This is a genomic window from Algoriphagus sp. SE2, assembly GCF_039563885.1.
Lineage (GTDB): Bacteria > Bacteroidota > Bacteroidia > Cytophagales > Cyclobacteriaceae > Algoriphagus.
In genome coordinates this window covers 124,391-141,138 of the sequence record NZ_JBCLWJ010000008.1, presented here as the reverse complement: position 1 = coordinate 141,138, position 16,748 = coordinate 124,391, and the positions used below count along the sequence as shown (strand labels likewise).

Genomic DNA, 16,748 nt, shown 5'->3' with positions numbered 1-16,748 from the left:
CTTGCCTACCGGAGGTAGGTCTCAGTCGCTGTGGGCAGTATAATTGAAGCCTGATTTTAGAAAATAAAATAGAAATTAATAAAATGTCGACTGGTTTCATGTGATGGAAACCTTAGACAAATCAGTTTGAAAAAGAAATATGTCAGAGAAAAGAACAGAAATAAGTGATTTAGGAGAGTTTGGTTTAATAGATCGGCTCAATGAAAAAGTAATCATCAAAAATAAATCAAGTTTAAAAGGAATAGGTGATGATGCAGCGGTTATTGATGCAGGAGATCACTTGAAAGTTATTTCTACAGACTTATTGATGGAAGGGGTACATTTTGATCTTTCTTATGCACCACTTCCTCATTTGGGATTTAAAGCTGTTGCAGTAAATGTTTCAGACATCGCAGCAATGAATGCGATACCCAAACAAATTACAGTAAGCATAGCCCTTTCAAATCGTTTTTCTTTGGAGGCTGTGGAGGCATTGTACGAAGGAATTTATGCAGCTTGTGATCATTATGGCGTAGATTTAGTTGGAGGAGATACAACTGCTTCAAGAACCGGTTTAGCTATCTCGATTACTGCTATTGGCGAGGCGAAAAAAGAGCAAATTTCTTATCGATCTGGGGCGAAAGTAAATGACATACTTTGTGTGACTGGAGACCTTGGTGCAGCCTTGGTTGGGCTACAGATTTTGGAACGTGAAAAGCAAGTCTTTTTAGCCAATCCGGATATGAAACCAGATCTGGAAAAATATACTGTTGTTACAGGTCGACAACTAAGGCCAGATGCAAGAATGGATATCGTTCATGAGCTGGGTGAATTGGGAGTGGTACCTACAAGTATGATGGATATTTCAGATGGGCTGGCTTCAGAGATTTTCCATATCTGTAAAGCTTCTGGGGTAGGGGCTACAATTTATGAGGATAAACTTCCTATCGACAAACAAACATTTGATACAGCGGTAGAACTGAATCTTGATCCGATCACTTGTGTGCTGAATGGAGGAGAGGATTACGAGCTTCTTTTTACGATTGACCAAAAGGATTTTGAAAAATTAGAAAAGCATCCGGATATTCATTTTATAGGACATATTAGCAAGTCAGAAGATGGTAAATATTTGGTGACAAAAAGTGGAACAGCGGTTCAAATCAAAGCTCAGGGTTGGAAGCATTTTTAAAACGAATCCCAGACAAGAAGAGCATGTTATAGATAAATTCTATAATTACTGTTATCAATAATAACTTCAGATTAATTATTATATATATCTGATAATGAATAAATAAAAAATCTCTATCTAAATGAAAGGTAGAGATTTTTTTTGCTTTTGTTTTTACTCAATCGTTAGGGTAAGGTATGTAAACAAAACTGGTGAAAGCGCCATCTATGACAAAAAGGCAGCAAAATTCATCAGGGTCTTTATAAGCTTTTTTGAATTCTTCAAGAGCCTCCTCGGAGATTAATTTCCTTTGGACAAACTCATCTAGATATGTGATAAAATAATTCCAATCAAGGTCTTTTTCAGCCTTGCCTAAAAATATTTTACCGATTGGTTGCATCTCTTTTGAAATCGGAAATATCGGGTACTCAGAAAATTTTCGAGATCTGATTTGATAAGAAGCTTCTTTTAAAGTATCGGATATTTTGACAAAATCACTGCTGATTGTCCCAAGATATTTACCGTTTAATGTGGGGTCGTTTTCGTCTGAAATCATTTTTTAAACTAGTCTGATTACATTCATTTTTAAGAAAAAGATTTATAGCATCATAAGTTTATTGTTCAATTTTATAATGTTTTTGTTTTAAATCTTCTTGACAAAGAACGGACAATTTTATCTCAATTTCCATGTTTTTATTAATTCAATAGCTCTTAGTTAAGCTGGGATTTGATTTAATAAAAATGAGATCTTAGAAATCAGGTTTTAGGATGTACAATTTGTTCTATTTAAGGTTAAAATCAACGACCTATTCCAAAGCTATTTTTATAGGATAAATGAAGCCAATTTTTCCTTTAGGATATAAGTCTTAAAGCCTTAAGAAAATAAATGGAAGGGATAGGGACTAAGCTTCCCCCAAGGATGAGTAACCACATATCTTTTGAAGGAAAATCAAGTGTAAGAAGTGTATTAAATGGACTAATGGAACTAGCTCCAATTAACAGGATAGAGCAAAAAACGATTGAAGCCCACAAGTGGGGATTTCTAACTATTCCATTTGTAAGAAGATTCTCTCCTCGCTTAATTAAATTAAATGGATGAAATAGCTGGGCAAAAGCAAGGGTGAAAAAAGCGATATTATTTGTTTGGGTCTCCCCAAGACCCATAACCCTAGATGAATAATAAAAAACTCCCAAAACACTGACCGTAATGATAATAGCATATACGATCAATGATTTCCAATGATCTTTTGTAAGCAATGGTTCATTGATTGTTCTTGGCTTTTCGAGCACAGAATTTTTGTTACTCTGGCCCATACCTAAAGCAAGTGCCGGAAAAACGTCTGTGACAATATTTAAGAAGAGTATTTGTAAAGGGAGAAGGGGTGATCCCCAACTCAGAAATGCTGCAAAGGAAACGACTAAAATCTCACTCAAATTGCAAGAGAGTAAATAGATTATGAAATTTCTGATATTAGTAAAGATGATTCGACCTTGCTTAATAGCGGTAACAATGGAAGAAAATGAGTCATCCTGTAATATCATATCGGCTGCCTCTTTTGCCACCTCTGTTCCCCTTAAGCCCATAGCAACTCCTATATCAGCTTTTTTTAGGGCTGGTGCATCATTCACTCCATCACCAGTCATGGCTACCACAAATCCCTGGGCCTGATAATATTCAACCAATTTCAATTTTTGCTCAGGGCTCACTCTTGAAAAAACCGACGCACTCAGTATGTCTGTGTTTTCGTTTTCCCCAAACGTCAAATCTTTGCCTTGAACAACCAGCTTATTATCTTCTGTTATAATTCCAATGTTTTCTGCTATCGTTCTTGAAGTCTCCGGATGGTCCCCTGTTACCATTACAACTTGAATACCGGCGGTATGACATTCTGAAATAGCCTCAAATACATCCGGTCTTGCAGGATCCTGAAGACCTACTAGTCCTGCCATAATTAATTTATCAGCTTTTTCAAAAGTGGAATTCTCTGATATCTGGTAAGCTCCAGCCAATACTTTTAATCCTTTTGAGGAGAGTAATTTTGTCTGGTCCAACCAGTAATTTTTTATATCCTCATCTATCTCTTTTACCAAACCATTTTGTAGATAATAGTTACAGTTTTTAATCACATCTGTGGTAGAACCTTTCATAGAGGCTTGAGTAATTCCCTCATGCTTATGAAAGGTGGTCATAATTCTGGTTTCACTTTCAAAAGGAATCTCTCCTGACTTTTTCCAATCTTTCCGATACTGTTGTACAGATTTAGGAGATGACTTTTCTGCCCAGAGCAACAATGCAATTTCTACCGGGTCACCAACATGTTTATTGTCTTGGTTTAAAGATGCATTATTGCATAAAACCATTATTTCCTTGAGTTTTTCAAAAGAGTTGATATCCTTTCTATCCGGACTTGTTTCTACAACCTCAAGTTGATTTTCAGTCAGTGTTCCGGTTTTATCAGTTAGAATAATGTTGGTTCCACCAAGCGTTTCAACTGCAGCTAACTTTCGAACAAGAACCTTCTTTTTAGACAAGCGCAACATTCCGCTTGCCAATGCGATAGTGGCTACAATTGGGAGACCTTCGGGAATAGCTGCGACGACAAGGGCAATAGCCGTTTCAATTAATAAATACAGGTCTTTCGATTCGAGAAGACCGATTCCGATAAAAGGAATCATAATGACAAAACTCAACCAGATTAATGTTCTGCTGAATTTATCGAGCTTTTTATTAAGTGGAAGTTCTTCCGCTTGGGCTTCATCAAGCATGGAAGAAACATGGCCTATCTCTGTATCTTTTCCTATGAAAACTACTACTGCAAGCCCATTTCCACGGGTAACTGAAGTTCCACGAAAGACCATATTTGCCTGATCACCGATGGAAACCTTTTCATCGATACGTTCAGTTTTTTTGCTAGCTGGAAGTGATTCACCGGTGAGCGCAGCTTCATTAGTCTCAAGTGAATTTACTTCTATTAAACGAGCATCTGCACCTATCAAATCACCAGCTTCAAATGAAACTATATCTCCTGGGACTAAATCCTGAATCGGGATATGAACGAGTGAAGCATTTCGGATAACCTTTGAATTTGGTTGCTCTAATTGCTTTAAGGCATTCATGGATTTATTAGCCTGAGACTCCAGTATAAATCCGATAATTGCATTTATCAATATGACTGCTACGATCGCTATTGCTTCATAAAAATCTCCGAAAAAGTAGGATACAACCGCTGCAACAACCAATAAAATAACTATAACATTCCTAAATTGTGAAAGGAAAATTTCCCAAGCAGTTCGTTTTTTAGCCAGGGGTATACTATTTGCTCCATATTCCGAGCGTCTTTGTAAAACTTCTTTATCAGTCAATCCTGTTTTTGAATCCACCTTAAGCTTTTCTAGAAGTTCATCTACAGTTAGATTTTCAGGATTTAACATTGTTTATATTTTGGTTTAAAATGGAACTTAAAGTAAAGATTCTAATGATTGTGAAGTCCATTTAAACTGTTTTAAGGTTTTTATCGAAAGTATTCAACTTATTTGACATCTCTTTTCTTTCTATCAAATGAAATTTACCATTATCTAAAAGCTGGAAGATTCTCAAATAGAGCAGCTTGTTCGGGACTTAGTTTGTAATCTTTTAGCGCACGAATGATTGCTTTATTTGTAGAATATAGTTCTCTGTTTACATTCAAGACGGTTGCTATTTCTTCTTCTTCCAAATGCTTTCTATTAGAATGATCATAGACCATTTCCAGTAATTTGTCGTAGTTTTTTTGAATATCGACCATCAGTCTCCCAAAATCTTCGAAGGAAATTTCGTCAGCTTTTGAACTTAGTAATTGTTTGAATTTTGATATCATAAAAAGACTTGTGTCATTAAAGAATTCATATAGTAAGTTTAGGGTGTTATTCCCTGATTTCCGGAAAATAGAAAGGTCATTTTCAATGTCTTTAATGTCTTTTGCGGCATGTAGCGCATTTCCTGTGGCAGTGATGATTTTAGATAGTTTTGAAGACTCATCTTCTGTCAATGTTTGTTTTTGAAGATCTCCATAGAAATTGATTATTTCTCCATGTAGTCTTTTGATCTGGAAATAGTTGTCTTTAAAACTTTTATTCAGCTTAAAAAACTGCATGCTTCTTGGAGAGTCAGATTCGTTGAATTTTTGAAGAAAGGCAATTCCCCATAATTTTAAAACTAAAGAAACAAGATGGTTTGTTTCATTCCGGAGTGCTTCTAGAGCTGTTTCCGGGACTTCAACGGTTGACTCATGAATGAATATTCCTGCGCGATCATCTTTATTTGTAAACCTTTTATTAAGAAAATTTGCAAACTGATTAAGAAATGGATAAAAAAGTATGATGCCTATTAAATTGATCAAGCTGTGAAAAAGGACCAGACCGAGTAATTCATCTTTAATTTGTAGCAAATCGGTAATAAATGAGATTACTAACCCCAAAAATAAGAACGCAATGATACTTGTGACTAGGTTAAATAAGAAATGCCCAAGTGCTACTCTTTTTTTAGCAACGGGACCTTGAAACCCTCCTAATAAAGCTGTGACGGTAGTGCCTAAATTTGCTCCGATAACCAAAGCAGCGGCTAAATGAAAATCAATAATTCCAGCATTCAGTCCGCTCAAGGTGATCACCATTGTCGCTGAACTGGACTGGACTAAAGCCGTAAAAAAAAAGCCAACAATAAAGAATATAAAAGGGTGATAATCTTTAAAAAGACTGATATCAAAATTATCAGCGAGATAAGAGATACTATCTTTCATGAAGGACAGCCCTAGGAAAAGTAAGGCAAACCCCAAAACCAAAAGGCCAGTATTGAAAAGGTGCTGTCGTTTGGGGAACAGTACTACCAGTAATGCTCCTAAAGCAATAAATGGCAGAATGAAACTCTCAATATCTACTTTGAAACCAAGGGTAGCTACTAACCATCCTGTGAAGGTTGTGCCAAGATTAGATCCTAGAATAATACCTAAGGCATTTTTCATGCTGATCACTCCAGCACCTACAAAAGCTAATAGCATTAAAGAAACTACAGAACTACTTTGTAAAATGGCAGTAATTAAAGCTCCTCCTAGGATTCCTTTGATTTTACTCTTCGTATGTTTTTTGATAAAAACTTTGAAACCTCGGCCAGCTAACTCTTTCACACCGAACTCTAATTGGGACATTCCAAAAAGGAAAAGCCCTAATCCGGCTAAAAATTTCCAAAAGTCAAAGTTCTCAAGCATATCTTATAACTAAGGTTAAAGAAGCGCACCTCTTTAGCAATAATGAGGTACACTTAAATTTAACCTAGTTTTCTGAAAATTACGGCTTTGAAAACTTGATTTAAATCAGGATAAAAAGACAATTAGCTTTGTTTCTGACAAGTAATCTATCAAAAGAATAAATTAACCAGTACTTTATTAAAGGGCTTTGATTACTTTTTAATTTATTTTCTTTTCAAAAGGATTACGTTTTCAACATGATAAGTCTGAGGAAACATGTCGACTGGTTGGATTTTTACAACATCGTACTTCTCTGCCAATAAGGCAACATCCCTTGCTTGAGTAGCAGGGTTGCAGGATACATAAACAATTCTTGGTGGAGAAAGTCGAAGTAACATTTGGACGACTTTTTCATCCATTCCAGCTCTAGGAGGATCTGTGATGATAACGTCTGGAGCTGCATGGTTTTGGATAAATTCTTCATTCAAAATATCCTTCATATCACCGGCATAAAACAAGGTGTTTTCGATGTTGTTTATTTGAGAATTAATCTTTGCATCTTCGATAGCCGCTTCCACATATTCTACACCTATTACCTGCTTGGCTTTCTTGGCTACAAAGTTTGCAATAGTACCTGTACCGGTATATAAATCATACACGATTTCATCTCCTTTTAGGTCAGCAAAATCACGGGCAACTTTATACAATTCGTAAGCTTGTTCCGAGTTGGTTTGATAGAAAGACTTAGGACCAATTCGGAATTTCAATCCTTCCATTTCTTCTTCTATGTAGGGTAATCCAGAAAAAGTCACCAAATCTAAATCATGAAATGTCTCATTGCCTTTAGTATTGATTACATAAAGCAAAGAAGTGATTTCGGGGAATTTATTTTTCAAAAACTCCATCACAACTGGAATTGACAACTCGTCAGATTCTCCAAACTGAACAATGACCATAGTTTGGTTGGTGCTGGTAGTTCGTATAATTAGATTTCTAAGTAACCCAACTTGATTTCTGATATCATAAAATGAAAGCTTGTTTTCTAAAGCGAATGCTCTCAATTCATTTCGTACCTCGTTAGAGATACCTTCTTGAAGATAACAATGTTCTACATCGATGATTTTGTCAAACATCTTTGGAATGTGAAAACCTAAAGCATTTCTGTCAAAATCTTCTCCAGAACGAATCTGTTCTATGGTCAGCCACTTTTTATTGGAAAAAGTAAAGTCGAGCTTATTTCTATAATATTTTACTTTTTCAGAGCCTAGAGTAGGCATTACTTCCGGAATTTCCACCTTAGCAATGCGTTCAAATTGATCTACAACCTGCTGGCGCTTATAATTTTTTTGTAAATCATAATTGATGTGTTGCCATTTACATCCACCGCATGTTCCAAAATGGGAACAAAATGGCTCAATTCTGTCTTTAGAATAGTGATGAAAGGCTACAGGTTCTCCCTCCATGAAAGAACTTTTACCTTTTGTGATTCGAACATCTACCACATCTCCAGGAGCTACTCCAGAGACAAATACAACTTTTCCATCATGATGTCCAACACATTTTCCTTCCGAAGCGATTCGCTCAATTTGAAGATTGGAGACAATTTTATTTTTCATTTTCCTCGACATGGGCGCAAAATTAGGGAAAATCAAAAGGCAGAAGAAAAACCTTTCATAAAAGGTGTTATGATCCTTTCATTTTTTTTGTTTTGACTATCTTTGTAAGATCGTAAACCTATGGAATTTAAGAACAAAGTCATCGTCGTAACAGGAGCCACTTCAGGAATTGGTGCTGCTTGCGCCTTTGCATTTGGAAAGGAAGGGGCAAAGGTTGCGATTACCGGAAGAAATCCAGAGAAACTTGAAGTTGAAAGAAAGATTTTAGCAGATGCTGGAATTGATGTTTTAGCAGTTTTAGCTGATGCTGGTTCGGAGTCTGATAATAAGAGAATGGCAGATGAAGTCCTTTCTGCCTATGGCAAAATAGATATTTTGATTAATAATGCCGGGATTTCAATGCGGGCTCTGTTCCAGGATTTGGATTTGGAAGTCTTCCGAAAAGTCATGGATACAAATTTTTGGGGTGCTGTTTATGCTACTAAATACTGTCTTCCTTCTATTTTAAAGAATAAAGGTTCTATCATTGGAATTTCCTCAATTAATGGATTTAGAGGAACTCCAGCCAGGACGGCTTATACTGCAAGTAAATATGCAATGAATGGATTTTTTGAATCACTGAGAACGGAAGTAATGAATGAAGGAGTTCATGTGTTGGTGGCTTCTCCAGGTTTTACAGCATCCAACATTCGAAGTAATGCATTGACAGCTAACGGAGCATCCCAAGGAGAGTCTCCTAGAGATGAGTCAAATATGATGTTGCCAAAAGATGTTGCAGAAGCCATCATGAAAGCGACAAAAAAAAGAAAAAGGGATTTAGTCCTTACTACCCAAGGGAAGTTGGCAGTATTTTTAAATAAATGGATTCCAGGAATCATGGACGGAATGGTGTACAGGGAAATGGCAAAGGAACCTGATTCTCCGTTTAACTAAATGGCTGAATCGATCTTTCAAACGTATCAGAATAGATTGACAGACTTGTCTTCAAAAAACAAGTCTTTGTATATTCCAAAAATTGAAGGAAGCGGATTTATAGATCTTCAGGAATTAGATTTTTTGAATGGGGAAACTTCGTTTGGGATTTTAAAGGGGTTAATTCGAAAAAAGAAGCGGATTCCGCTCATTCCTGAGTCTGACCCAAGGCAAGCCAAAACTAACCTATTTTCCAAATCAATTGCGAGACTGAGTTTTAAAGATCAACTGACCCAAGAAGAGACAGGTGATCATGCACTTTATGTCTCCTTCATATTTGTTGAGGGGAAACTTATGAATGGGCAATTGGTAAGAGCTCCTTTATTGATGCTTCCTGTATCTATTAAAAAGGAAAAGAATGTTTGGTATTTGGAGCCAAAAGGAAGTTGGCAATGGAATCCAGCTTTTCTCTTAGCCTACCAACTAGCTTACAAACAAAATTTCAACCCGGAATTGGATGAAGCTCTAGAAAATTTGTCTTCGGATCCAACCATTTTTAGAACGGAACTTGCCAAAATCATACAAGAGAATTTTTCGATTCAGATGAGTTCCAGTCTTTTTGAAGATAGAATTGCTGGTTTTCCTAATTCTCAAAAAAGTATAGACATTAATAGATTTGAGGATGGCAAGCTAAATTTTAAGCCTTATTGCCTACTAGGGCTTTATTCGCAAAAAGGAAGTTTTCTGTTTCGTGAATATGAATCCCTTCAGGAACGAGTTGGAGATTTAAAATTAGAAGAGCTTTTTCAGAGTCATTTTGCTGTAGCAAAGCCCGAAACAAAACCTACTGAGGAAAAAATGTTTCCGATTTTCCCCTTGGATGCATCTCAGGAAAAGGTACTGTTAGAGGTCAGACAAGGAAAGAGCTTGGTAGTTGAAGGCCCTCCTGGGACGGGAAAATCACAATTGATTTCTAATCTAGTTTCAGATTTTATCGCCAGAGGAAAGAAAGTTCTAGTAGTTTCACAGAAAAGGGCGGCTTTGGATGTTGTCTTCCAACGGATGGAGAAGGCAGGTTTTGGAGAATTTTTGGGCTTGGTTCATGACTATAGAGCAGATCAGAAGTCATTGTTTGCTAAGATCAAATCCCAGATTGATTCCATTGAGAAGTATCAGGAAATGAATAGAGGAATAGATGCTATGTTTCTTGAAAGGGAAATTTCAGTCTATTCCAAAACAATCAAAAGACTTTCAGAAAAATTTGAAGAATTGCGGGATTCAATGATTGATAGTTCAGCTTCAGGAATCCCTATCAAGGAGATGTACCTTCAAGTTAAACGGGTAAAAGAAGAAGTAATAGATTCACCGCTTTTGATTCAATTAAATCGGGAAGAATCCAAGTCTTTTAAGAAGGAGTTTCAACTTTATAAAACTTATAAATCAAAGTTTGAAGGAACATTTTGGGAGGAAAGAGTGTCCTTCTCCCATTTTAAACCAGTTAATTTTCCTCAGATAATTCAAGTGTTGGATGAAATTGATAGGTATGATTTAAATGATATTTCTGAGGCTTGGAATAAGAATATCTTAGATGAGGAAAAGAAAAAAGTAGTAGCAGGGGATGCTTTTTCCGAAGAAATAAAGCATGTATTTGATGAATTCAAATCCCTTAGAAATCCGAGTCTAGCTCTTGAAGTCATTTTCTTTCCAAAGAAAAGAAAGGTTTTGAATCAAATTCAAAAAACAATTCTTTCTACATCGCAGCAACTACACGAACTCGAGTTTGAAATTCCTGATGCAATCTCTTATCTGAAAGAAGATCAAACCGAGCTTGAAATTCAATTGAAATCTTGGTTTAAAAGGCTTATTCTTCCTTGGAGAAGAAAACATTTTTCAAATTTTTCAAAGTGGCTAGAATTGAATGGGAAAAAATTTACGGGAAAAAATATAGAAAAAGCCCTTAAAGAATTTGAGATCATAAAAAAAATAGAAAGCAAACTCAATGAGTTGAATGGTTTAAAGTATTTAGATCTTTCCTTATTCCATCTTGAGAAAGCAAAGCTCGAAGTAAATGAAGTGATAAAATGGCTCTCAAATAAAGACGCTTTAAAAAGAGTAACTGACATTTTAGATCTGGAAAGACTCCAAAAGAATCCATCCCTTTTTCAACTCGAGCTAAGCCTATTATTAGAACATTTTAGAAAATTTGAATCTGATGTGATTCGATGGAAGCATTATCTCAATCCTATTCAAATTGAGAGACTCTTATTTGATGGATTTAAAGTCGATAGATCAAACCTTAATCAAGATTTTGTAGATCTTCAGGCTTTTGACGTGTTTATTGAATCTTGGGAAAGTACTAAGAAGAGACTTGCTGATATTTTGGAAGAGAAATATCCTGAGCATTCCACGCTGGACCAACTTCAATGTTTTGAAGATTCCTGGTATTTAGGTTGGATTTCTGAATTAGAAAAAACACATCCGTCTCTTGCTGAAGCTGGAAGTCTTAAGTTAAGCCAGGAGATGGATGAGTTAAAAACAGCAATTCTTGAAAAGCGAAAGATATCTAAGGATTTTGGGTTGCTAAGGCTTCGAGAGCAAATGAGCTCAAATCTTGAGGAAAATCGACTTGGAAATCGGATTACTTATAGAGAGCTTTCTCATCAGGTTAATAAAAAGAAGCAACGCTGGCCAATTAGAAAGCTGGTCATGGAATTTGAACAGGAGATTTTTCGGCTTTTGCCTTGCTGGCTTGCAAGTCCGGAGACAGTTTCGGCTCTTTTTCCGGCTATTCAGGATTTTGATTTGGTCATTTTTGATGAAGCTTCCCAGTGCCAGGTCGAAAGAGGACTCCCAGCCATGATGCGCGGTAAGCAAGTAGTAGTAGCTGGAGATTCCAAACAATTAAGACCTTCAGATTTTTATCAAGTCACTTGGGAGACTGATCAAGAAGGGGTAGAGTTTGAATCGGAATCTTTGTTGGAACTTGCAGGGTATTATTTTGAAAAGCAGCAGTTGAAAGGACATTATAGATCGGCGGATCCTGCTTTGATCCACTTTTCCAATTCTCATTTTTATGAAAATCTCTTACAGGTATTACCAGATTATAGAACAGTGGAAGCGGCAGTCCCAGCCTTTTCTTGGATAAAAATTGAAGGAATTTGGGAAAACCAAACCAATCGAGCCGAGGCAGAAGAAGTTTTGGAATTGTTGAAAAGGATAACTTTAGATTCACCAGAGGACTCTATTGGGATTGTCACCGGGAATTATTTCCAAATGGAATTGATTCGGAATTTGCTTTGGAAAGCAGGTTTGAATTCTGAATTGATTAAGGTAAGAAATATCGAAAATGTGCAAGGTGATGAGTTTGATCAAGTTATTTTATCTTTAGGTTATGCTCCGAATAGGGAAGGGAAGCTGGTCACAAATTTTGGTTTGTTGGGAAAATCTGGAGCAGAGAATCGCCTAAATGTGGCCATCACTCGAGCTAGAAAAAAGATGCATGTAATCAGTAGTATCCTGCCGGAGGATTTCAGACCTGCTCAACTCAATAATCCTGGATTGGCATTGCTGAAAGAATTTTTGACTTTTGTTCAATCCCAATCCGATGCGGCTGTTATTAATTCACCAGAAATTAGACTCAAGAATTTTGAGATAAGCTGGAGTTTAAAAAATAGGTTGATAGCATCAGATTCTTCCTATTCTAAAAAGATTCCTTCTGCTGTTATGGATCTTATTTTGATAAGACCTAATGGGAGTAAAACGGCTATTTTAACTGATGATCAGCGGTTTTTTAGTGCACCTACTGCTAAGGCTGCAATGGCATATCACCCTATTTTGTTGGAGCAGAAGGGGTGGGAGTGGAAGTGGGAATGGAGTAGGTCTTTTCTATTTAAAGAATAAGATTAGCTATTTGTCATTTCAAATTTTCCTTCTTAGACAAAGTTGCTTATTTAAATATACCCGACTAATTTGTAAACTAGAATCCCGATCCATTCTTTGACTAGTTTATGCCAGTTGTCAATAGATAAAGGGCTGGGGTAAATAATCGTAGGAATATCATACTTAGTGTCATAACTATAATAGTCTGTCGGAAAGGTTTCGGTTTTCAAGCCAACTTTATCAAAGCAGCCTTTTGCTCGGTACATATGAAATGCAGAGGTGATCAACAAAAATTGCTGATCTGTATTTATTCCTTTTTCTTCTAAAAATGATTTGGTAAACTGAGCATTTTGAGCTGTGTTTTTCGACTGATCTTCAATCAAAACATCCTCAGGAGGTACACCTGTCATTATCAAGAAACGTTGTAAAAGTTCTGCTTCAGACTGTGGATTTACAGGATTGAGTCCCTGACCTCCAGTAATGAGAATTTTTTTGATCTTACCCATTCGATATAATTGAAGCGCATGGGTAATCCGATCAGCTCCTTTATTAAAGAAGGTACGGTCATAAGCAGTTTTGCTCAAATTGGTCACTCCTGTCAACACGATCCCGTATTCAAGGGGTTTGATGTCATTAAAATCCTTGAAAGCAGGTTCCCAGGTTAACATTGCCTGATTTGATATAAACTGATTGGAGAAAAACCATAGCAGGATAATCCCTGTCCAAAGGCTACGCTTACCCCATTTCTTTTTGACATATAATGCTCCAATCACAATAGAAATACTGATAATGGTCAAGGGCATGGCTAAAAAGCTCAGGAATTGAGAAAGGTAGAAAAACATGAGGCACTTGAGGTTTCCACAAAGAAAGGATGGATTGACTCAATTTTCAAATCCATTGTAAAAAGAACATTTGAGGAATTAATTCACTGAAAAATAATTTATGAACCAAATCAAATTCTTTCCCTTGTCTTGTTTCTTAATTCTCCTTAGGAAAGCTATTTTTGGACATGAGTTCAGACCAGCCTAACCTATTGCCTTTATTGCAGAAACTTTCTTCTCAATTAGAAGGATCTTTGCAATTCGATACCTTAACAAAAACCCTCTATGCCACCGATGCATCCGTTTATCGGGAGATGCCTTTGGCGGTAGCATTTCCAAAAACTGAAGCTGATATTCAGAAGTTGATCCGCTTTGCTTCAGAAAATGGTACTTCTTTGATCCCAAGAACGGCAGGAACATCACTGGCTGGTCAATGCGTTGGAAATGGAATTGTGGTTGATGTGGCAAAAAACTTTACAGAAATTATAGAGCTCAATGTAGAAGAGCGATGGGTGAGAGTGCAGCCGGGTGTGGTAAGGGATGAACTTAACCGATTTTTAAAGCCACATGGGCTTTTCTTCAGTCCGATTACTTCTACTGCTAATAGGGCAATGATCGGTGGAATGGTAGGGAATAATTCGTCAGGAACCACATCGATTGTATATGGGGTGACTAGGGATAAAGTCATTTCCCTAAACACTATTCTAAGTGACGGGAATCCGGCCGTTTTCGAAGAGATCTCTCAGGATGATTTTGATAGAAAATGTGGGCTTCGAACTTTGGAAGGCAAGATTTATCGGCAGATTTTCGATGAATTAAATAATCCAGAGACAAGAGAAGAAATCCATGCCCAGTTCCCTAAAAAGTCTATTCACAGAAGGAATACCGGCTATGCTGTAGATGAATTGCTGAAGTCGGAGCTTTTTGAAGGAAAAGAGAATTTTAATTTCTGCAAGCTTTTGACAGGTTCGGAAGGAACGTTGGCATTCACCACAGAAATCAAAATCAGCTTGGATCCTTTGCCTGATCCAATCGAAATTGTTGTGGCAGCTCATTTTGAAACAATCCATCAAAGTATGGTTGCTTCGCAAACTGCCATGAAGCATCCTGCTACGGCAGTGGAGTTGATGGATAAGATTATTTTGGATTGTACGAAGGAGAGTATTGAATATTCGAAAAACCGCTATTTCGTTGAAGGTGATCCTGAGGCCATACTAATGGTTGAATTTCGGGGGAAGACTTTGGAGGAAGCCATGGCAAAAGGTCATGCTTTGGTAGAGGATTTTAAAAAAAACAACCTAGGGTATGCCTACCCAATTATTGAACCTGCAATGGTTTCAGCAGCTTGGGCACTTCGATCAGCTGGATTGGGATTACTCGCTAATATTCCAGGTGATCCAAAAGCGGTAGCATGTATTGAAGATACTGCAGTGGATATTGAGGATTTGGCAGATTATATCGATGAGGTGGATGAGATGATGAAAGGCTTCAATCAAAAGCCCGTTCACTATGCCCATGCAGGTGCCGGAGAGATCCACCTACGCCCAATTTTGGATTTGAAAAAGTCAAAAGATGTGGAGGAATTTTACCAGATATCGAAAGCTTCTGCTGAATTAGTGAAAAAGTATCAAGGTTCACTTTCCGGTGAACATGGAGATGGTCGTGTTCGTGCTGCTTTTATTCCTATGATGGTTGGCGAGAAGAATTACGAGCTTTTCAGAAGAGTGAAATTCACTTGGGATCCCAACAATATTTTCAACCCAGGAAAAATTGTGGATGCAGCACCAATGAATAAATTCCTAAGATATGAGCCTGACCAAGAGACGCCTGAGCATAAAACGATGATGGATTTTTCGCAGGTCGGGGGGATACTTCGTCTTGCAGAGAAATGCAATGGATCTGGGGATTGTAGGAAACTCCCAGGGTCTGGGGGGACGATGTGTCCTAGTTTTATGGCCACTAGAAATGAACGGGATACCACTCGTGGTCGCGCAAATACGCTTCGGGAGTTTTTGACCATGGACAAAAAGGAAAATGCCTTTGATCACCCTGAGATAAAAGAGGCTATGGATTTATGCTTGAGCTGTAAGGGTTGTACAGCTGAATGTCCTTCTAATGTGGACATGGCAACTTTGAAAGCAGAGTTCCTTTACCAATACCAAAAAACTAATGGAACACCACTTCGATCAAAAGCTTTTGCCCATATCAATGAATTGAATGAACTGGGGGCTATGGTTCCGGGTATTGCGAATTTCTTTTTGAGTAACAGTGTCACGGGTGGATTGATGAAATATCTTCTTGGCGTATCCCCTAATAGAAATTTACCAGCTATCAGTTCTCAAAGTCTTCGGAAATGGTATAAAAAGAATTATTCTACCCTCCCTGCAGCATCAAAAACTATAAAAGCGGTTTATTTTTTCCTTGATGAGTTTACAAATCATAATGATACTCAGATTGGAATTAAAGCCATTTCTTTATTGAAAAAACTCGGATATGAAGTTAGAATTGTGGATCACGAAGAAAGTGGTCGTTCAGCTTTATCGAAAGGTTTGCTATCAAAAGCCAAGAAGCATGCGGAAGCCAATGTGAGAATCTTCAATAAATTGATTGATGGAAATACTCCCCTGATCGGTTTGGAACCATCAGCTATTTTGAGTTTTAGGGATGAGTATCCACGGATTGTAAATAAAGATTTAGTGGATGCAGCAAAAAAGCTGAAATTTCATGTGAAATTAATTGATGAATTTTTAGCTCAGGAAACAGCGGCAGGAAATATCAAATCAGATTCATTTACCACTAAAAGCCAGAAGGTTAAACTTCATGGACACTGTCACCAAAAAGCTTTATCCTCTATTGTTTGGACTCAAAAAATACTGAGTCTTCCAAAAAATTATTCGGTAGAAACAATTCCTAGCGGTTGCTGTGGGATGGCTGGAAGTTTTGGCTATGAAGCAGAACATTTTGAAGTATCACAGCAAGTGGGAGAGTTAGTGTTATTTCCAGCAGTTAGAAAAGCTGATTCGGAAACCATCATCGCTGCACCAGGCACTTCCTGTAGACATCAGATTGCAGATGGAACTGGCCGAAAGGCTAAACATCCTGTTGAGATTTTATGGGATAGCTTAGTAAACTAAAAAAGACTGGATTTTTC

9 protein-coding genes are annotated in these 16,748 nt (G+C 37.2%); 4 read left to right on the top strand and 5 right to left on the bottom strand.

The annotated features are described in order from the left end of the window. Positions 1-139: 139 nt before the first annotated feature. Entirely contained in the window at positions 140-1,168 is a 1,029-nt protein-coding gene (thiL, locus tag AAGF08_RS11570) for a thiamine-phosphate kinase (RefSeq protein ID WP_343511327.1), read from the top strand. A gap of 157 nt (positions 1,169-1,325) precedes the next feature. Here thiL and AAGF08_RS11565 read toward each other — a convergent pair whose 3' ends face one another. The 4 genes from AAGF08_RS11565 to rlmD all read right to left on the bottom strand — a co-directional run bounded on the left by AAGF08_RS11565 (position 1,326) and on the right by rlmD (position 7,997). Then, complete coding sequence (locus AAGF08_RS11565) at positions 1,326-1,703, bottom strand: hypothetical protein (protein ID WP_343511326.1); 378 nt, start codon at positions 1,701-1,703, stop codon at positions 1,326-1,328. A gap of 296 nt (positions 1,704-1,999) precedes the next feature. Next, on the bottom strand, positions 2,000-4,579 hold the full coding sequence (locus tag AAGF08_RS11560) for a cation-transporting P-type ATPase (protein WP_343511325.1): 2,580 nt from the start codon (positions 4,577-4,579) through the stop codon (positions 2,000-2,002). Between the two features lie 140 nt (positions 4,580-4,719). Next, positions 4,720-6,390: a Na/Pi symporter gene (locus AAGF08_RS11555; RefSeq protein WP_343511324.1), complete on the bottom strand. Its 1,671-nt coding sequence runs from the start codon at positions 6,388-6,390 to the stop codon at positions 4,720-4,722. A gap of 203 nt (positions 6,391-6,593) precedes the next feature. Continuing rightward, a complete protein-coding gene (rlmD, locus tag AAGF08_RS11550) occupies positions 6,594-7,997 on the bottom strand; it encodes a 23S rRNA (uracil(1939)-C(5))-methyltransferase RlmD (RefSeq protein WP_343511323.1) in 1,404 nt (467 codons plus the stop codon). A 108-nt stretch (positions 7,998-8,105) separates the two neighbouring features. Here rlmD and AAGF08_RS11545 point away from each other — a divergent pair, with 108 nt between their 5' ends. After that, the gene (locus AAGF08_RS11545; RefSeq protein ID WP_343511322.1) at positions 8,106-8,918 is read left to right on the top strand and encodes an SDR family oxidoreductase; all 813 of its coding nucleotides are present in this window, start codon (positions 8,106-8,108) and stop codon (positions 8,916-8,918) included. Next, positions 8,919-12,797: an AAA domain-containing protein gene (locus tag AAGF08_RS11540; RefSeq protein ID WP_343511321.1), complete on the top strand. Its 3,879-nt coding sequence runs from the start codon at positions 8,919-8,921 to the stop codon at positions 12,795-12,797. 50 nt (positions 12,798-12,847) lie between these two features. On the opposite strand, the gene AAGF08_RS11535 is transcribed toward AAGF08_RS11540, so the two are convergent. Next, positions 12,848-13,618 (bottom strand): YdcF family protein, encoded by a 771-nt coding sequence (locus tag AAGF08_RS11535; protein ID WP_343511320.1) that lies wholly within the window; start codon positions 13,616-13,618, stop codon positions 12,848-12,850. Between the two features lie 167 nt (positions 13,619-13,785). On the opposite strand from AAGF08_RS11535, the gene AAGF08_RS11530 reads away from it, so the two are divergent. After that, entirely contained in the window at positions 13,786-16,731 is a 2,946-nt protein-coding gene (locus AAGF08_RS11530) for an FAD-linked oxidase C-terminal domain-containing protein (RefSeq protein ID WP_343511319.1), read from the top strand. Positions 16,732-16,748: the final 17 nt, after the last annotated feature.